This is a genomic window from Microbacterium shaanxiense (assembly GCF_054779995.1).
The window spans coordinates 204,011-222,947 of sequence record NZ_BAAGXE010000003.1 but is presented as its reverse complement, the minus strand read 5'-3'; the positions used below and the strand labels follow the sequence as shown (position 1 = coordinate 222,947).

Annotated in this window: 16 protein-coding genes; 13 read left to right on the top strand and 3 right to left on the bottom strand. The window is 68.1% G+C overall.

Annotated features, from left to right (window positions below):
* Window positions 1–63 precede the first annotated feature (63 nt).
* From ACYVG2_RS10630 to ACYVG2_RS10605, 6 genes are read left to right on the top strand one after another with little or no spacing between them, the layout of a single operon-like run.
* Window positions 64–1,014, top strand: coding sequence for an ABC transporter permease (locus ACYVG2_RS10630; protein ID WP_460780939.1), 951 nt, complete (start codon window positions 64–66; stop codon window positions 1,012–1,014).
* Window positions 1,011–1,982 (top strand): ABC transporter permease, encoded by a 972-nt coding sequence (locus ACYVG2_RS10625; protein ID WP_460780938.1) that lies wholly within the window; start codon window positions 1,011–1,013, stop codon window positions 1,980–1,982. The genes ACYVG2_RS10630 and ACYVG2_RS10625 overlap by 4 nt, the downstream gene beginning before the upstream one ends.
* On the top strand, window positions 1,979–3,556 hold the full coding sequence (locus tag ACYVG2_RS10620) for an ABC transporter substrate-binding protein (RefSeq protein WP_460780937.1): 1,578 nt from the start codon (window positions 1,979–1,981) through the stop codon (window positions 3,554–3,556). Before ACYVG2_RS10625 ends, ACYVG2_RS10620 begins: the two co-directional genes overlap by 4 nt.
* Window positions 3,553–4,422, top strand: coding sequence for an ABC transporter ATP-binding protein (locus ACYVG2_RS10615; RefSeq protein ID WP_460780936.1), 870 nt, complete (start codon window positions 3,553–3,555; stop codon window positions 4,420–4,422). Before ACYVG2_RS10620 ends, ACYVG2_RS10615 begins: the two co-directional genes overlap by 4 nt.
* Window positions 4,419–5,192: an ATP-binding cassette domain-containing protein gene (locus tag ACYVG2_RS10610; protein ID WP_460780935.1), complete on the top strand. Its 774-nt coding sequence runs from the start codon at window positions 4,419–4,421 to the stop codon at window positions 5,190–5,192. Before ACYVG2_RS10615 ends, ACYVG2_RS10610 begins: the two co-directional genes overlap by 4 nt.
* A gap of 8 nt (window positions 5,193–5,200) precedes the next feature.
* Window positions 5,201–5,626: a cupin domain-containing protein gene (locus ACYVG2_RS10605; RefSeq protein ID WP_460780934.1), complete on the top strand. Its 426-nt coding sequence runs from the start codon at window positions 5,201–5,203 to the stop codon at window positions 5,624–5,626.
* A 6-nt stretch (window positions 5,627–5,632) separates the two neighbouring features.
* Here the strand turns inward: ACYVG2_RS10605 and ACYVG2_RS10600 are convergent, their stop codons facing one another.
* The 3 genes from ACYVG2_RS10600 to ACYVG2_RS10590 form a co-directional block, all read right to left on the bottom strand.
* Window positions 5,633–7,546, bottom strand: coding sequence for a helix-turn-helix domain-containing protein (locus ACYVG2_RS10600; RefSeq protein ID WP_460780933.1), 1,914 nt, complete (start codon window positions 7,544–7,546; stop codon window positions 5,633–5,635).
* Between the two features lie 89 nt (window positions 7,547–7,635).
* Complete coding sequence (locus ACYVG2_RS10595; protein ID WP_460780932.1) at window positions 7,636–8,499, bottom strand: alpha/beta fold hydrolase; 864 nt, start codon at window positions 8,497–8,499, stop codon at window positions 7,636–7,638.
* 144 nt (window positions 8,500–8,643) lie between these two features.
* On the bottom strand, window positions 8,644–10,098 hold the full coding sequence (locus ACYVG2_RS10590) for an amidase (protein ID WP_460780931.1): 1,455 nt from the start codon (window positions 10,096–10,098) through the stop codon (window positions 8,644–8,646).
* Window positions 10,099–10,226: 128 nt separating this feature from the next.
* Here ACYVG2_RS10590 and ACYVG2_RS10585 point away from each other — a divergent pair, with 128 nt between their 5' ends.
* The 7 genes from ACYVG2_RS10585 to ACYVG2_RS10555 all read left to right on the top strand — a co-directional run bounded on the left by ACYVG2_RS10585 (window position 10,227) and on the right by ACYVG2_RS10555 (window position 18,877).
* A complete protein-coding gene (locus ACYVG2_RS10585; protein ID WP_460780930.1) occupies window positions 10,227–11,822 on the top strand; it encodes a peptide ABC transporter substrate-binding protein in 1,596 nt (531 codons plus the stop codon).
* 15 nt (window positions 11,823–11,837) lie between these two features.
* Entirely contained in the window at window positions 11,838–12,764 is a 927-nt protein-coding gene (locus tag ACYVG2_RS10580) for an ABC transporter permease (protein ID WP_448967343.1), read from the top strand.
* Window positions 12,757–13,653, top strand: coding sequence for an ABC transporter permease (locus ACYVG2_RS10575; protein WP_448967342.1), 897 nt, complete (start codon window positions 12,757–12,759; stop codon window positions 13,651–13,653). Before ACYVG2_RS10580 ends, ACYVG2_RS10575 begins: the two co-directional genes overlap by 8 nt.
* Window positions 13,654–13,765: 112 nt before the next feature.
* The gene (locus ACYVG2_RS10570) at window positions 13,766–14,320 is read left to right on the top strand and encodes a GbsR/MarR family transcriptional regulator (protein ID WP_448967341.1); all 555 of its coding nucleotides are present in this window, start codon (window positions 13,766–13,768) and stop codon (window positions 14,318–14,320) included.
* Entirely contained in the window at window positions 14,317–15,948 is a 1,632-nt protein-coding gene (locus ACYVG2_RS10565; RefSeq protein ID WP_460780929.1) for a dipeptide ABC transporter ATP-binding protein, read from the top strand. The genes ACYVG2_RS10570 and ACYVG2_RS10565 overlap by 4 nt, the downstream gene beginning before the upstream one ends.
* Complete coding sequence (locus ACYVG2_RS10560; protein ID WP_460780928.1) at window positions 15,945–17,378, top strand: M14 family zinc carboxypeptidase; 1,434 nt, start codon at window positions 15,945–15,947, stop codon at window positions 17,376–17,378. The genes ACYVG2_RS10565 and ACYVG2_RS10560 overlap by 4 nt, the downstream gene beginning before the upstream one ends.
* Entirely contained in the window at window positions 17,375–18,877 is a 1,503-nt protein-coding gene (locus ACYVG2_RS10555) for a leucyl aminopeptidase (protein WP_460780927.1), read from the top strand. The genes ACYVG2_RS10560 and ACYVG2_RS10555 overlap by 4 nt, the downstream gene beginning before the upstream one ends.
* Window positions 18,878–18,937 lie beyond the last annotated feature (60 nt).

Below are 18,937 nucleotides of genomic sequence, written 5' to 3'. Positions count from 1 at the left end.
TCGTCCCTCGGATGCGGCAGTACGGTGACGGCTATGTCACCGGAGACAGAGAAGAGCTGCTGAATGGCGCGCTACATCCTCACGCGAATACTCTCGTCGCTGTTCGTGCTGTTCGTGCTGTCGGTGCTCGTCTTCTCGATGGTGCGCATCATCCCCGGCGACCCGCTGGCCGCCTTCGCGGATCCGGCGAACCCCGATCCGGCGGCCCTGGACGCCCTCCGCACCAAGCTCGGTCTGGATCGCCCGTGGATCACGCAGTACTTCGTCTGGCTGTTCGGCGTGCTGCGCGGCGACTTCGGTGCCGCCATCACCGTTCCCGGGTCCGTGTCGAGCCTGCTCGCGGCCCGCCTGCCCATCAGTCTCATGCTCGCCGTCATGGCGACGGTGTTCGGGGTGGTCATGGGAATCCCCGCGGGCATCCTCGCCGCGACCCGCTGGCGCAAGCCGAGTGACAACATCGTCCGGGGGGCATCGTTCGTGCTCCTGGCAACCCCGCCGTTCGTCCTCGGCACCGTGCTGATCCTCATCAACTCGCTGACGCTGAAACTGCCGCTGGTCGGCTTCGCCGGAGCGGCGAACGATCCGCTGCGTGCGATCGGCGTGCTGATCCTTCCATCACTGCTCATCGGCCTGGTGCTCGCCGCGATCATCGCCCGATACACGCGAGGGACGCTGCTGGACACTCTGGGCCAGGACTTCGTGCGTACCGCTCGCGCGAAGGGTGCCTCCCCTGGCCGGCTCGTCGGGCGTCATGCCCTGCGCAACGCGCTGATCCCGGTGACGACGGTGGTCGGTATCGAGCTGGCGGCGCTCGTCGGCGGCACGGTCGTGATCGAGGCGGTGTTCGCGATCCCCGGTGTCGGTTCGCTGCTGCTCACCGGCATCCGCTCGTCCGATTACCCCATAATCCAGGCCACTGTCCTCCTGATCGGAGCCGTCTACGTGCTCATCAACTTCATCGTCGATCTGATCTATCCACTGATCGACCCGCGAGTGAGGGTGCACGCACGATGACTGTCACCCGTGAACTCGCCATGGTCAAAGCCGCAGGCACCCGCCGTCGCCGGGTGAAGCTCGGCCCCTCGTTCTGGAGCGGTGCCGGCATCCTCACGGTGATCCTCGTCCTCGCAGGGTGGATGAGCTTCTGGCCGCCGCACGATCCGTTCGTCGCAGCGGGAACACCGCTGTCGGGACCGAGTGGATCGAACCTCCTCGGCACCGACAATCTCGCCAGGGACACCTTCACGCGTCTCGCACTCGCCGCGCGAACCAGCCTGTTCATCTCCGGCGCCGGCGCGCTGCTCGGCGCTGTCGTCGGCACGACGTTCGGGCTCATAGCGGGATACGTCGGCGGATGGGTGGATGCCGTCATCATGCGCATCGTGGACGCCATGCTCGCGCTGCCGGCGATCCTCGTCGCCCTCGTCGTCGGCGTGGTCATCGGCAACGGTCCGCTCCCGCTGATCTTCGCGCTGGGTCTCGTCTTCGCTCCTGGGTTCGCCCGCGTCATGCGAGCACCGGTCATCGCCATGCGAGAGCGGGACTTCGTCCTGGCGGCGAAGCTCAGCGGCGTCCGCGGCTCTCGCGTCATCGTGGAGCACCTGCTGCCCAACGTGCTCACACCGCTGTTCGTGCAGTTCGCCTCGGTGGCCTCGCAGATCGTGCTCATCGAGGCGGCGCTGAGCTATCTCGGTCAGGGCGTGCAGGCGCCGGAGCCGTCCGCCGGTCGCATGATCAGCGAGTTCACGAGATTCATGCAGATCCAGCCGCTGCTGATCATCCTGCCCTCCCTCGTGATCATCCTGCTCTCGGCGGCCTGGAACCTGCTGGCCGACGGACTGCAGGACTGGCTCGCCCCGCGCCGCGAACCCGCCTTCTCCCTCACCGGCGTGAAGAAGCGCCGCTCATCGCGCAAGACGTCTGTCCGCACCGAAGAGACAGCACCCACCCGAAACACCGACACAGAAGAGAGTCAGCAATGAACAAGAGATTCCTGACGGGAGTGGCGACCGCCGCCGTGGCCGTCCTGGTGCTCACCGGCTGCACCTCCGGAACCGGCGACGCCGCCGGCCCAGCAGAACCCGCGGGCGACCCCGTCGCCGGCGGCACCCTCACCTGGGGCGTGCCAGCTGAACCGTCGGCCGGGGGCATCGATCCGATGGTCGCCTCCGCCATCGCGGCCGAGGTCATCGACTCGATCGCCTACGACACCCTTCTCACGCGCGACGACGACGGCACGATCCAGCCGGCACTCGCCACGGAGTGGGAGCAGGTCGACGAGCTGACCTGGGTCTTCCAGCTCCGTGACGACGTGACCTTCGCCGACGGCACCCCGTTCGACGCGGGTGACGTGGTCTACTCCTTCGAGGCCCTCAAGGACGGCAGCCGCAACGCCACCTATCTCAGCAGCATGGAGAGCGTGGAGGCGACCGGCGACCACGAGGTGACGTTCCACTTCAGCCAGCCGGACGGCACCTTCCTCGATGCGGTCTCTGCTCGCCAGACGTTCCTCATCGTCGGCGAGGAGGCGTACGGCGGAGCCACGGAGGAGGAGCGCCAGACCCTCAGCCTCGGCACCGGCGCCTACCAGGTGACGGAGTGGAAGCAGGGCGTGTCGATCACGATGGAGAAGAACGAGGAGTACTGGGGCGAGGAGCCCTACCTCGACTCCATCGTGTTCGAGTTCTACCCGGATGAGAACACGCTGCTCGCCGCGGTCCAGCAGGGCAGCGTGCAGGCGGCGTCGTTCATCGACGGCAGCCTCGCCCAGCAGGCTGAGACCGCCGGATTCACGCTCGGAGAGGCCGCCTTCCGTCAGAACCTCGCGATCTACATCAACCCGGAGGCCGGTCCGCTCGCCGACATCAACGTGCGCCGCGCGTTCGCGCTGGCGCTCGATCGCCAGGCACTCGTCGACACCGCGATGCTCGGCAACGCCGGGGTCTCGTTCGTGCCGCCTGCAGGCGACCCCGGTGCTCCGGACGCCGCGGATCTGCCGTACTACACGCGTGATGTCGATGAGGCCAAGAAGCTCCTCGAGGAGGCCGGCCAGCCGAACCCCGAGATAACCCTGAGCTACATGGGCGACGTCGCCGCCGCGCACCACCCGGTCTACGAGATGATGCAGCAGCAACTCGAAGAAGCCGGCATCACCTTGAATCTCGAGTCGACCCCGCTGTCGGAGATCGCCCCGATCTTCACGTCGGGCGAGACCTGGACGGATCTCGTCGCGATTCCCGGCAGCCCTCGCGCGTCCGCGGTGTTCTACCTGGAGCCGGTGCTTCTGCCAGGGGGCGTGTACAACCACTGGGACGGCAACCCGGATGCGGAGAAGGCGCGCGAGCTGCTGATCGAGGCGAAGGCCGCGGCGACTCCCGAGGAGTACGCGGACCTCGTCGACCAGCTCGCGACGGAAGCGGCCGAGCAGGTGCTCGAGATCGTGCCCGCCGCGGTCCCGGTGTACTTCGAGGTCTGGGACAGTACGAAGCTGCAGGGCTACGAGAACGACGCGTTCTACTCGCGCTCCGGCCTCGACACCGCCTGGTTGGTGCAATGAGCACCGACACCGACGCCCTCCGCGTGGAGGGTCTGACCATCGCCTACGGCAGCGCTCCGCCGTCGGTGACCGACGTCTCACTGCGCGTGCGCAAGGGCGAGATCGTCGGGGTCATCGGCGAGTCGGGCAGCGGCAAGTCCAGCGTTGCCCTGGCGATGATGGGGCTGCTGCCCGACTCCGCGACGGTCACCGCCGATACCATGTCGGTCGCGGGTTCGGAGATGAGCGATGCGACCGAGGGGGACTGGGGTCAGGTGCGCGGCGTGCGCGCCTCGATGGTGTTCCAGGAGCCCATGTCCGCGCTCAATCCGTGCATGCGCATCGGCGCGCAGATCGCCGAGGTGCTGCTGATCCACGGCGTCGCCGACAAGAGCACGGCTCGCACGAAGGCGCTCGACATCCTCCGGCTCGTGCAGATGCCCGACGCCGAACGCCGTATGAGCTACTACCCGCATCAGCTCTCCGGCGGACAGCGCCAGCGCGTGGTCATCGCGATCGCCGTCGCCGCCGATCCGACCCTCCTGGTGGCCGATGAGCCGACCACGGCGCTCGACGTCACGGTGCAGGCGCAGATCCTCGATCTCATCCGCTCACTGCGCGATGAGACGGGGATGGGCGTGCTGTTCATCAGCCACGACCTCGGCGTGATCGGCCAGCTCTGCGAACGCATCGCGGTGATGTACCGGGGGCGCATCGTGGAGTACGGATCCGCGCAGCGGATCCTCGACGATCCGCAGCATCCGTACACCAGGGCGCTGCTCGAGAGCATCCCGCGTCCGTCCGTGCCGGTGCGCTCGCCGCTGGCGGTCATCCCCGCCGACAACGACTTCGATGACGTTCCGGCCGTACTGGAGGAGGCATCGTGACAGACGACGTGCTGCGGGTGAGGAACCTCACCCAGCGCTTCGGCCATGGTGAGCACGCCATGACCGCTCTGGACGACGTGAGCCTTGAGGTGCGCCGCGGTGAGACCCTCGGTCTGGTCGGTGAATCAGGCTCGGGCAAGAGCACGCTCGCCCGCGCCATCCTGCTCATGCGGCGGCCGACGGCCGGCAGCATCGAGTTCGACGGCGACGACGTCACCGGACTGCGCGGTCGTGCGCTGCGTCGCCATCGTCGGCGGATCCAGATGGTCTTCCAGGATCCGAACGACTCTCTCGATCCTCGTTTCTCGATCGGACGCTCCGTCGCCGAACCGCTCGTGGCGGGCGGAATGGCCGGGGATGAGCGGCGGATGCGGGTGTACGAGGCGCTGGATCAGGTCGGCATCCCGACGGATGCCGTGAACCGGTATCCGCACGAGTTCTCCGGCGGTCAACGGCAGCGCATCGCGATCGCGCGCGCCATGGCTGCCGAACCCGAGTTCATCGTGCTCGACGAGCCCACCTCCGCACTCGACGTCTCGGTGCAGGCCCAGGTGCTGAACCTGCTCGTGCGCCTGCAGGAGCAGACCGGGGTCACCTACCTGTTCATCACCCACAACCTCGCGGTCGTGCACCACATCGCCCATCGCGTCGCGGTCATGCATGGCGGCCGGGTCGTAGAGGAGGGGACCGGCGCGCAGGTGATGACCGCTCCGCAGCACCCGTACACGCAGGACCTGCTCGCCTCTATGCCGGTGCTGTACCGGACCTGAGCGATCCCGTGCGCGTGCAGAGGCGGGGCGACAACGCCCACGAATGGGAGCTGTACCGCGGTACGGGACGCATCGGCATCGAGTGGTACTTCAAGGAGACCACGAGCCTGCCCGTCTCCGTGATGCGCTACCGCCTCGAGCCCGGCGCGGAGGAGGGGCAGCACTTCCACCTCGAGGGGGCCGGCGACAGTTGCTCGCCGGGCAGCTCCGACGAGATGTACGTGGTCACAGCCGGGGAGGTCGTGATCAGCTCCGATGAGCGACGGCGCGTCCTGCGCGCCGGCGATGCGTTCTATGCCGCGCAGGGTGTGCGTCACGGTGTGCGAAACGAATCGGATGCTCCCGCCGAGCTCATCCTCGTCTTCGGCCCGCGCGGCCCGCATCCGTTCACGCAGACCGGCCAGGAGGCGTTCGACGCGGACGCCGACCGCTGAACCGGGCTATCCCCGCCGTGACTGCAGCCGCTCCCGCAGCTCGTCAAGGCGCACGGCGATGCCGAGGCGGAACATCCGCTCGTCCTCGCGCCACGATGCGCCGAGAACGTGATCGAGGCGGTCGAGCCGCTGGAGGATCGTGTTCGTGTGGAAGTTCAGCGCCCTGGCCGTGCGCGTCGGGCTGGCGTTGTTGCGCATGAACGCGCGCAGCGTGCCGAGCAGATCGGCGCCTCGCTCCGCGTCGTAGTCGCGCACGGCCCCGATCGTGTCACGAAGGAACGCGCTGAGCGCCTGCGAGTCGGTGTCGAGAATCGCCGAGTAGGGGAGGAAGTCGTCCACGTCGGCCGTGATCCCGGTGACCTCCAACGCGGTCAGCAGCCGTGCCGTGCGCATCGCCGTCTCGAACGCGGCGGTGAGGGCGTCGGGTGACCTGCGGGGCACGACCGCGGCGACGGGATGCTCGATCGCCGAGGCCACCTGAGCTCTCAGCCGCTCAGGGTCGAACGCGTCATCGCGCGCGGAGGAATGCGCGGCCACGACGAAACCGCGGTACTCGCCGACGAGAGCGCGGTCATCGAGCTGACGCCCGAGAGCCCGCGCGGCGGCGGTCTGCTGATCCCCGGGAACCGAAAGCAGCAGCAGCGAATCCAGCGCGCGCAGATCCACTCCCAGTCGTCTGGCGCGGCGCTCGACATCCGGACGGCGCTCAGGCACATCGTCGAGGAGGTCGGCGATCAGCTCGCTGCGCACCCGGTGGTCGGCGCCGGAGGCCGCCTCCTGCTGAAGCTCGAGCAGAGCGCCGACCTGAGCAGCGCGCTCCACGGTGCGGAAATCGACCGCGCCGAGTTCGAAGTCTCCGTCGCCGAGCAGCAGCGCCCCGAAATGCCGGGTTCCGGCGGTGAGGGCGGCGACCGCCCGGACACCAGGGCCTGCGACGGCGACGCAGTGCCCCGAGCGACGACTCTCCGCTATCGCCTCACGCGTCGCGTCGTCGGGGGCCAGCATCCTCGGAGCGAGCGGAAGACCCGCGGCGGCGATCACGTGCTCCTGCGCATCGAGGATCGCGACGGCCCTTCCGAGAGCCGACGCCAGGGTCTCGGCGACGGGTGCGAAGCCGCCGCCCGCGAGCACCGCCTGGACGAGCTCCTGGTGCACGGTGTTCGCGCGGTCGCGCTCGACGAGGTGGGCCGTGAGGCTCGCGAGCGTCCTGCGGCTGGCGTCCTCCGACTCCTGCAGGCTGCGCAGCGTCTGCGTGGTCTGCAGGATGATCGAGGCGTGGTCCGCGACGGCGGACAACAGAGCGACTTCCTCCTGGCTGAAGTGCGTGGCGGCGCGGTTCGCGACGAAGAGGACGCCGAGCACGTCGTCGCTCGTGAGCATGGGCACTCCGAGCAGCGCGACGAGTCCCTCCGAGGACACGGCGTCGTCGATGCCGGAATCGTGCCGTTCCGCGGCGTATGCCGAGTAGTCGGACACCCACTGCGCTGTGCGCGATTCGACCACGACGCTCGCGAGTCCCCGTCCGGGCGGGACCCGCAGGGACTGGAACGAGGCGCTCACGGATCCGCTCGTCTCCCTGACCCGCAGCTCGCGCGTCTCCGGGTCGAACTCGGACAGATACGCGAGGTCGACGCCCATCATCTCGTGCGCGCGCTGCACGAGCCGGGCGAGTACGGCGTCGCTGTCGCGGAGCTCCGCGAGCTCGCGCGCGCTGGAGAAGAGCGCCGACAGCTCGTGCTCCCTGCGGCGCAACCTCGACAGCTCACGCTGAGACCGGCCGACGCGCGCCGCCAGATCCGAGGCGTCGTCGTCGGATGCGCCGATCGCGCGCAGAGCATCGCTGACAGCGGTGGGGCCGACCAGGTCGGGGTCGTACGCGGCATCGAGCAGCACCGCGATCGCTGCGGAATCCTCACTCATCCGGACTCCTTCCTCGCCGGGCGACGCCGCCCGGCGCACCACTTCAGTGTCGAGCATCCCAGGTCTTGGGAGCAATGCGGGCATGCGGATCAGCGCCGTTCCCGAGTGCGTCGCTCCTCAGCGCGATGGGCTGTGCGCAGCAGGGCCGAGGCGAGATCCGGCCACAGCTCGTGGGGGATGAGGTGGCCCATGTCGGGCTGCACCTGCAGTTCGGAGCCCGTGATCGCCTCGGCCATGTCGACCGCCGAGAGCCAGCTCAGCACATCGTCATCGCGTCCGTGGAACACCAGGGTCGGCACGGTGACCGCCCGGAGGTCGTCGAGGCGCTCCGGGGCGCGGCGCAGCGCCGCCCATTGCCGGGAGAAGCCCTCCGGTGCATAGCCGCGGTCGTACGCCTCCCCGGCCTTCGCCACGTGCCAGGCCGCCTGCGGGTCATAGCGTGTGGGAGGTGCGGACGCGACGGCGTGCTCGGCGAAGGCCACGGCCTGCTCGCGCGTCACGCGTACCGGCGGCTCGAGCAGTTCCGGCCGTTCGCCGTGCAGGACGTAACGAGGGCTCCGTCCGGGGATCGTGGAGAGCAGGCCGAGGCTGCCCACGCGCTCCGGATGCTGGATCGCCACCATCTGCGCCATCATCCCGCCCATCGAGTGGCCGGCGATGTGCGCCGAATCGACTCCGAGGTGATCGAGGATGCGCACGATGTCGTCGCCCATGTCGGCGAGGTCGTAGCCGCCGTCGATCTCGTCCTCGCCGCCGAAGCGCTCGGAGAAGCCGGTGTCGCGGTTGTCGAAGCGCACCACCCGCAGCCCGCCCGCAGTGAGGTGGGCGATGAACTCCTCGTCCCAGCTCAGCAGCTGCGCACCGCCACCCGAGACCAGCACCAGCAGCGGGTCGGTCTCAGAACCGAACACCTCGTAGTAGAGCCGGACTCCGGTGGAATCGGTGTAGGGCATCGGGTCTCCTCGGGGGCTCACATCGTCGGGTCCTGTGACTCTAGGTGTGCACGCCCGTACGGAGAATGGGCGAGTGGTACATATCGGGGGCGATTCGATGAGCACTTCACCTACAGTCTGCCCGCCCGTCCGCCCGCTCGCCTCTCACGCGCCGATCGCAGGACGGCGCCCGTGGTGACCGGTGAGTTCCTCGAAGCCCTGAGCGGCGAGCAGCAGCTCGACGTCCTTGCCCGGTGCCGCGACGAGTTGGATGCCGACGGGCAGCCCATCCGGTGTGAAGCCGCCGGGCACGGAGACGGCGGGGCAACCGGTCGCGGAGATGATCGTCGCGGCCCGCATCCAGTCGAGGTAGTCGCGCGTGGGCGTGCCGTCGATCTCGCCCGGATACTCGATGCGCGCATCGAACGGCGCCACCTGACTCGACGTCAGCACAAGCAGATCGTGATGGGCGAAGTAGGACTCGATCGCGGACTGCAGACGCACGCGCGCCTGCTCGGCGGAGACGATCTCGTCCACCGTGAGAGCCAGCCCCAGCTCCGTGTTCCAGACGACGGTGTCCTTGACCTGCTCGCGATGGTCGCGGACCACATCGCGATAGTCGCTCACGAAATCGAGAGCGCGGACCACGCGGAAGACCTCGTCCGCGTCGCGCATATCAGGCAGCACGTCGTCGATCTCTGCGCCGGCCCCGGCGAACACGTCCGCGGCGGTGCCGACGACCTCGGCGACCGCGGACTCGACGGGAAACATTCCGTTCAGATCCACTGAGAAGCCGATCCGCAGCGAGGCGAGCGCCGCGCCGGGCTCGTGGCCGTGGGGCGCCGAGAACTCCGCTCGCTCGAACACTGATCCCGGCTCGTGAATGGCCTGCGGCGCACCGGCGACGGGACCGGATGCCGCGGCCATGAGGAGTGCGACATCGCTGACCGTACGCGCCATGAACCCCGGTTGCGCAAGCCATTTCCAGGGGTCGGAGGGCAACGCGTGCGGGATACGACCGTTGGACGGCCGCATCCCGACGATGTTGTTGAACGAGCCGGGCGTACGCAGTGATCCGCCCATGTCGGATCCGTCTCCGGAGGCCTGGATGCCTGCCGCGATCGCGGCGGCGGCACCGCCCGACGATCCGGCGGCGGACTTCGTGGTGTCGTAGGGATTGACGGTCGTCCCGAACACCGGATTGAACGTGTGCGAACCGGCGGTGAACTCGGGGACGTTCGACTTGCCGCTCGTGATGACCCCTGCGGCATGCAGGCGCGCGATGATCAGCGCATCCTCGGCCGGCACGTTGTCCACGAGAAGCGGTGAACCGCGGGTCGTCCGCAGTCCTGCGGTGTCGGTGGACTCCTTGTGCGTCAACGGCACTCCGTGCAGCAGGCCGAGAGGTTCGCCGCGCGCGTACGCCTCGTCGGCGCGCTCAGCCCGTTCGAAGGCGCGCTCGTCATCCCGCGTCACGATCGCGTTCAGCGCGGGATTGACGGAATCGATGCGCGCCAGGTGGTCCGACAGCGCCTCCCGCGCCGAGACCTGGCCTGACGCGATCCGTGCCGCGAGCTCCCGGGTGCTCAGCCATGTGAGCTCGGATTCGTACACCGTCATCTGCTGCTCCTCCAGTCATCGATCCTGAACGGACTTCGTTACGAACGCATTACAGTTTTTAGAATTTATTAAAAGTTAAGCAACCATAGCTCAACCGCACTCCCACCCACACGCTCTAGGAGGACTTCATGCGAGGTCTGTTGAAAGGCGCACTTGCTGCATCGGTGCTGGTCACTCTCGTCCTGACGGGATGCAGCAGCCCAGGTCCGGAGGACGCCGGGGGCGCACCGGCCGAACTCGTGGTCGGATCCACCGACCCGGTCCCGAACCTCACCCCTGGCCGTCAGAGCAACGCGTTCGGCCTCACCCTGTCGGTCTTCAGTCCGCTCACGTTCCTGGATGGCGAGGGCGAGCTCACCTACATGGCGGCCGAGTCCGTCGAGAGCGAGGACCAGACCAACTGGACCATCACCCTCCGCGACGGCTGGACGTTCCACGACGGCACGCCGGTGACGGCGCAGGACTATGTGGACACCTGGAACACCGTCGCCTACGGCCCGAACGCGTTCGAGAATTCCGGCCAGCTGTCCGTGATCGAGGGGTACGGCGACCTCAACCCCGCCGAGGGCGAACCGACGACCGACGAGCTCTCCGGGCTGGAGGTCGTCGACGATCTCACGTTCACCGTCGCCCTCGAACGCGCCGACAGCCAGTTCCCGATCGAACTCTCCCAGGCGCAGACCGCCTTCTACCCGATGCCCCAGAGCGCGTTCGACGATCTGGAGGCGTACGGCAAGCAGCCGATCGGCAACGGCCCGCTCGCCCTCACGGCCGCATGGACGGAAGGCGAGCCGATCGTCGCCGAGCGCTACGAGGACTACGCCGGCGAGGAGCCGACGGTCGACAAGATCACGTGGGTTCCCTACGCGGATCGGCTCACGGCGTACACAGACGCGCTCGCTGGGAACGTCGACATCACCTGGCTGCCGGCCACGCGCATGCGTCAGGTGACCGACGACTTCGACGAGGACAACATCTTCAGCTTCGCGGCACCGGGCATCAGCTACCTGGGCATCCCGTACTGGGACGCACGGTTCGACGACATCCGCGTCCGTCAGGCGATCTCGATGGCCATCGACCGGGAGGCGATCAACGGCGCGCTCTTCGGCGATCTGAACGCACCAGCCACGGCGTGGACCCCGTCGATCATGCCGGGCAACCCGGACGGCATCTGCGGGGAGTACTGCGAGTACGACCCGGAGGCCGCAGCAGCGCTGCTCGAGGAGGCGGGCGGGTTCGAAGGACAGCTCACGCTGCACTTCCCCGGTGGGGCAGGCCATGACGACCTCTACAACGCCATGGCGAACTCGCTGCGCCAGAACCTGGGCATCGACGCCATCGCCAAGCCCTCGGTCGGATGGGCGGAGTTCGGACAGGACCGCAACAACAAGGTTCTCGACGGTCCGTTCTTCTCCCGCTGGGGCGCGCTGTACCCCAGCCAGCAGTCCACGCTGCGCGCGATGTTCTCCGCGGCACCCAACTGCACCAACTGCGGAGGTGAGCCGATTCCCGCGGTGGATGCGGCCCTGAACGACGCCGACGCCGCAGGCAGCGAGGACGGAACCGCCTACGCGAAAGCGCAGGAGCTGATCGCCGAGCAGTTCCCGATCATCCCGCTGTTCGAGGAGTCGTACAACTACGTCACCTCCGACCGGATCGTGGGGTTGAAGGCGTCCGCCGTGGGAGAGCCGATCCTCACCCAAGTGGTCCTCGCACAGGACTGAGCGGCACGCTGCACCATGATCCGATTCATCTCACGCCGGCTCCTCGAACTCGTCATCGTCTTCTTCGGTGTCACGTTCGTCATCTACTGCGCGGTGTTCGTGCTCCCCGGAGACCCGATCGCCGCGCTGGGAGGGGAGCGCCCGCTGCCCGAGTCGGTGCAGCAGCAGTTGAGAACGCAGTACGGATTGGATCTGCCGCTGTGGCAGCAGTACCTCAACTATCTCGGCGGGCTCGCTCACGGCGACCTCGGAACGACCTTCACAGGTCAGTCCGTGAGCGAGCAGATGGCCAGCCGCTGGCCCACGACCATCACGCTCGCGCTGACGGCATGGACGCTGACCGTGGTCATCAGCATCGTGCTGGGGCTGGCGGCCGGACTGCGGCAGGGTTCGGTCGTCGACAGGACGGTGCTGCTGGGGACGATCATCGCGGAGTCCGTGCCGATCTTCGTGATGGGCATCACTGCGCAGTACATCTTCGGGATCAATCTCGGCTGGACGCCCATCGCCGGAGTAGCGGACGGGTGGCCGCGTGCGTACATCCTTCCCGCGCTCATCATCGCGATCTACGGATTGGCGGGGGTGTCCAGGCTCATGCGCGGAAGCGTCGTCGACACCATGCAGTCGGATTTCGTGCGCACGCTCAAGGCGAAGGGCATGTCCAGGCGCAACATCGTCGGAGTGCATGTGATGCGCAACGCCGCGGCACCCGTCGTGAACGTGCTGGCGATCCAGCTCGGGGGACTACTGGGAGGGACCGTGGTGATCGAGGCCATCTTCAATCTCAACGGCGTGGGGCAGCTGCTGTACAAGGCCATCCAGGATCAGCAGGGAACGCTGGTGGTGGGCGTCGCCACCACGCTGGTGTTCATCTTCCTGATCACCAACGTCATCGTCGATGTCGTCACCTCCGTTCTCGACCCGAGGATCCGAAATGACTGAGCCGGCCACGGTCGCCATCGACGGCAACCTCGACAGGGCGACCACCCAGGGCCTGTGGGCCACACTGCGCGGGCGCATCCAGTTCTGGGTGAGCATCGTGCTGCTGGCCATCCTCGCGGTCATCGCGGCGATCCCAGGGGTGATCTCCGGCTTCTTCGGCGAGAGCGACCCTCGCGCGTGCGACCTGCTGGATTCGAACCGCCCGCCCGGGCCGGGACATCCCTTCGGCACGGACGTGCAGGGGTGCGACGTGCTGGCCAACGTCCTGTTCGGCACGCGCACGTCGCTGTTCATCGGCCTGGCGACGACCGTGATGTGCCTGGTCATCGCCATCGCGCTGGGCACGCTGGCCGGCTACCTCGGCAAGTGGGTCGACGCCCTGATCGCGCGCAGCGCGGACATCGTGCTGGGATTCCCGTTCCTGCTCGGTGCCATCATCGTGCTCAACACCGCGCCTGACCGGTCGCCGCTGCTGCTCTCGGCCGTGCTGGCGTTCTTCTCCTGGCCGACCTTCGCCCGGCTCATCCGCAGCTCCGTGAAAGAAGTGCGCGAGCGCGAGTTCGTGCAGGCGGCGCACGCCATGGGCTTCTCGCAGATCCGAGTGGTGCTCAGTCATGTGCTGCCCAACTCGTTGGCGCCGACGCTGGCGATCGCGGCGACCATGGTGGGCGGCGTCATCGGTGCTGAGGCCACGCTGACCTTCCTCGGCGTCGGCCTCGTGCCGCCGACGATCTCCTGGGGCGTGCAGCTCTCGACGGCGCAGTCGTACTTCCAGCTCGCCCCGAACACGGTCGTGTTCCCGAGCATCTTCCTCACGATCACCGTGATCAGCCTCATCATGCTCGGCGACGCCCTGCGCGACGCGCTCGATCCCCGGGGGCGCTCATGAGCGTCGATGTCTTCGTCCGGTACGAGGATCTAGCCTTTGAGGATGCGGACGGCGTCCGCATCCGAACACGATCCGCGGTCCACGTGGACGAACGCATGAGGAGTGCTGCCCCATGGATATGAACGAACTGAGCGACGAGATCCGCACCTTCATCGACCGGTTCACCGATGCGTGGGAGTTGATGCGGGGCAAGCGGATGACCGGACGCGTCCTCGCGCTGCTCATCATCACGGATGAGCCCTACCTGTCCTCCGTCGACCTCGGCCGGCTGCTGGACACGAGTCCGGGGACGATCTCGACCGCGACGCGCGCGCTGCTCGGTTCCGGCTACATCACCAAGGTCTCGAAGCCGAACAGCCGCGTCATCCACTTCCGTGCGGAGGACGACGTGTGGGGAGCGTTCCTCAGCCGCGAGAAGCTCGGCCTTCAGCGCATGGAGGAGGTGCTGCGAGCGGCCCGTTCCACCCCGGCCGGGTCGGAGCCGGCACCGGCTCGACGCCTTCGCAACGGCAACCGGTACATGGCGTGGGTCGACCAGCACCATCGCAACGTGCTGAAGCAGTGGCACATGTACCGCGATCAGGAGGAGGATGCGCCGCCGCCGCAGGAGCTCCCCGAGGAGATGAAGGCCGCGATCAGGCGCGCGGACCCGGAGGAGAACCCTTGAGCGATGCACCTCTGCTGGCTGTCGACGACCTGACGGTCGATTTCCACTCCCGGAGGGGGGACACCGTCCGGGCGGTCAACGGCGTGACGTTCGACATCTTCGAGAGCGAGATCGTCGCCGTCGTCGGCGAGTCCGGTTCGGGCAAGTCCGTCACCGCGATGAGCATTCTGGGTCTGCTGCCGGGCAACGCGCACGTCACCGGCAGCATCCGGCTCACCGGTGACGAACTGCTGACTGCGGACGGGAAGGAACAGGAGGGCGTCAGGGGCAGGCGCATCGCGATGATCTTCCAGGATCCGTTCGGCGCGCTGGACCCGGTGTTCACGATCGGGTTCCAGATCAGGGAGGTCCTCCGGCGCCACTTCCCCGAGCTGAGCGCGCAGGAGCGCAAGCGGAGGGCGATCGAACTGCTCACCGCAGTCGAACTGCGCGAGCCGCACAAGCGCGTGCGCTCGTATCCGCATCAGCTCTCGGGCGGACAGGCGCAACGGGTCGTGATCGCGATGGCCCTCGCCTGCGACCCGGAGATACTCATCGCCGACGAACCGACCACCGCCCTCGACGTGACGGTGCAGAGGGAGATCCTGGATCTGCTGACGCGCGTGCGCCGGAAGGCGGGTACGGCGGTGCTCATCATCACGCACGACATGGGCGTCGTGGCGGATGTGGCCGATCGCGTCGTGGTGATGAGGAACGGCCAGATCGAGGAGACCCAGAAGGTCGAACGGCTCTTCAGCGCTCCCGAGGCGGCGTACACCCGGAAGCTGCTGCAGTCCGTGCCCCGCCTCGACGTGGCCGACCGCGCATCGACCGCCGGAACCGACCCCGTCCTCGCGCTCGATGATCTGACCGTCGAGTACCGGCAGCGATTCCAGTCCGTGACGGCGGTGTCCGGCGCGAGCCTCGCCGTCGCTCGCGGTGAGGTGGTCGCGCTCGTCGGCGAATCGGGATCGGGGAAGTCGACGATCGGGAAGGCCATCACCGGGCTCGCGCCGGTCAAGAGCGGGACGATCGTCGTGGACGGCGTCGACGCGGTGAACGCGAGCCGCAGGCAGAGGATCGAGTTGAAGAAGCGGATCGGCATCGTCTTCCAGAACCCGATGGGAGCGCTGGATCCGCGGTGGACCATGGGTGAGTCGATCGGCGAGTCGCTCCGCATCCATGAGGGTCTGCGGGGAGTCGCACTCAAGAAGCGGGTCGACGAGTTGCTGGATGCCGTCGGCCTCTCCCGCTCGTGGGCGACGAGGTACGCCCACGAGCTGTCCGGCGGCCAGCGCCAGCGGGTCGCGATCGCCCGTGCGCTCGCCCTCGACCCCGTGCTGCTGATCGCTGATGAGCCGACGTCGGCGCTGGATGTCTCCGTGCAGGCGACCGTGCTCGAACTGTTCCGGACGCTGCAGAAGGAACTGCAGTTCGCGTGCCTGTTCATCAGTCACGACCTGGCGGTGGTCGACAGCCTCGCCGACCGGATCGTGGTCATGAGCAATGCCCGCGTCGTCGAGCAGGGCGTGCGCCGCCAGATCCTCCTGCATCCGCAGGAGGAGTACACCAGACGCCTCCTGGATGCCGCTCCGGTGCCGGATCCGGATCAGCAGCGCAAGCGAAGGGAAGAACGAGTAAGGGTATGACCAGAATCAAGAGTCTGCAGGTCGTGACGGACGACGAGATCGTGGAGAGGGCGGCAGCCCTTCCGGACCTCGCCGGCTATCCCGGCGTCGACGAGCTGCTCGAGCAGGTCGAGGAGATCGCGCGGGAGTTCCCCGAACTGGTGTCGGCCGAGCGGATCGGCACCTCACGTCTGGGTGAACCCCTCACGATGTACACGGTCGGCGTGCACAGCGCGCAGGACGCCGACCCCGCTGATGCCGTGGCGAAGCACTGCCTCGTGGTCGGCGGCGTGCACCCGAACGAGCCGATCGGCTCTCACACGATCCTCCTCCTGCTGCGCGATCTGCTCGATGACGACTCCCTGCGGGAGCGACTGGACACCGTCTGGCACTTCATCCCGTGCGTGGACCCCGACGGCATGCGACTCAACGAGGGCTGGTTCGACAACCCCTCCGACAGCGAGACCTACTTCCGTCACTTCTACCGTCCGCCCGGCGACGAGCAGGTGGAATGGACCTTCCCGATCAACTACAAGTCGAAGTACTTCGACGCCATGCTCCCCGAGACCCAGGCGCTGCAGCGCGTGATCGACGAGATCCGCCCCGACTTCTACGTGCCGCTTCACAATTCCGAGAGCGGTGGGGCGTACTTCTACGTCTCCGAGCCGATCAGTGAACTCGTGCCCCTGCTGCATCGGCTGCCCGCCGAGTTCGGCATCCCGCTGCACAGGGGAGAACCTGAGGCCGCGCACTTCACGGAGCTGGCCCCCGCGATCTTCGAGTCCGGGACGTCTCAGGACGTGTACGAGTGGCGCGAGGCGAACGGGCTCGATCCGGTTCCCAGTGGCGCCGCCGGGCAGTCGTCCACGAGCTACGCCCGAAAGCACGGCACGATCTCGTTGATCGCCGAACTCCCCATCTGGCGCACGTTCGGTGCCGATGACACGAGCCCGTCGACGTCGAGCTATGCGGCGCTGCTGTGTGAGGCAGGAGAGGCGCTGCAGGCGACCGGAACGCGGCTGAGCGCACTCCTCGCCGAGGTCGAGCCGCACCTGACGCTGGACTCGCCGTTCCTGCGCAGCGCCAGAGTGTTCGTCCCTGGCATGACGAGGGCCGGCGAGCTGATGATCGCGCGGTCGGCGATGGAGGAGAACCAGCGCATCGCCTCGGTGGCGGAGCGGCCGATGTCGGTCGTGTGGATGTACCGGTTGCGGTTCGGGGGCGCTCTGCGCCGTGCGCTGAGAGCCGAGGTGACTGCAGGATCCGCCGGGGTGCAGGTGCGGCACGCAGAGCGGAAGCTCGAGCGGGAGTGGAGCGGCTGGCTGGGGCAGCGGCTCATGGACGAGAAGGCGCAGGGCATCCCTGTCCGAGATGTGGTCGGCGTGCAGTACGGCGCCGTGCTCGGGCTGGTGGCGCATGCGCCGTACTTCGACGCGTCCGACGCCTCATGACCACCGCGCTGCCTGAGGTCCTGCTCGAATCCGCAGACCCCGCAGAACTCGTCGTCGACGTCCTCGTCGTCGCTCTCGAGAGCCGCGCGGGCTCGATCGAGGTGTGCGCGCCGTTGCTCGCGGAGAGTGCCAGGCACTCGCTGCAGGCGGCGGCGGTGGCCGTCGGGCACGGGGCGAAGAGGGAGGCCGCATCCCGCATCCCCGCCCCGCCGGGGATCTCGGCGACCTCCGTGCTCCTCGTCGGGCTCGGTGACACCGCGGCGGTGGATCCAGGCGCCGACTTCCGCGCCCTGCTGCGTCGCGCCGCCGGGTCGGCGCTGCGCTCCCTCAACGGGGTCGAGTCCGTGGCGCTCGCCTTTCCCGTCAGCGACGCCGAAGAAGCAGAGGCGGTCGCGACCGGAGCCCTGCTCGGCGCGTACCGGTACACCGCCTATCGGACGGGTGCATCGGGCACGACGATTCCGAAGACACTCGCGGTCGCCGCCGATGAGTCCGCGCGATCGCGTCTGAGCAGGGGCGCCGTCATCGCGGCGGCCGTCGCCGCCGGGCGCGACCTCGTGAACAGCCCGCCGTCCGATCTGTTCCCCGAGTCCTTCGCGGATGCCGTCGTCAGTCAGGCAGACGCAGATGATCTGAAGGGCACGGTCACCGTCGAGGTCATGGACGACACCGAACTGGAGGAGCGCGGCTTCGGCGGCTTGATCGGCGTCGGGCGCGGCTCGGCCCGTGGCCCGCGCCTCGTCAAGGTCTCGTACGCGCCCGATGCGTCGGCGCCTCTGCTCTCGCTGGTCGGCAAGGGCATCACCTTCGACTCCGGAGGCATCTCGCTCAAGCCCGCAGCGAAGATGGAGAACATGAAGTCGGACATGGCGGGCGCCGCCGCCGCCGTGCAGTCCCTGTTCGCGATCGCCCGCCTGGAGTTGCCGGTGCGCGTCACGGCCTGGCTCGCCCTCGCCGAGAACATGCCATCGGGCTCTGCAGTCCGCCCGGCGGATGTGCTCCGCATCTACGGCGGCAAGACCGTCGAGGTGACGAACACGGACGCCGAGGGGCGTCTCGTGCTCGCTGATGCGCTCGTCGCCGCGCAGGAGGACGCCCCGGATCTCCTCGTGGACCTCGCCACTCTCACTGGCGCGCAGGTCTCGGCCCTCGGGCGCCGGACGTCCGGCGTCATGGGCACCCCGTCCGCTCGGGATCGGGTGACCGCTGCCGCGGACGTTGCCGGGGAGCCGATGTGGGCGATGCCGATCCCCGAAGAGATGATCGGGTACTTCGACTCGCACACCGCGGATCTCAAGAACGCCGGGGCGCCGGCGGGCGGCATGCTGGCCGCGGCGGCATTCCTTCGCGAGTTCGTGGACGACGGCGTCGAATGGGCGCACCTGGACATCGCGGGTCCCGCGTACAACTCGGACTCGCCGCACGGTCACACCGTCGTCGGCGGAACCGGGGTGCCGGTGCGGACGATCGTAGAACTCGCCGAGTCGATGACGAGATGACCCGGACGATGCCCTGAGCACCGAGGGGAAAGTGAGTGGGTCGACCCTACAGAGATCTCC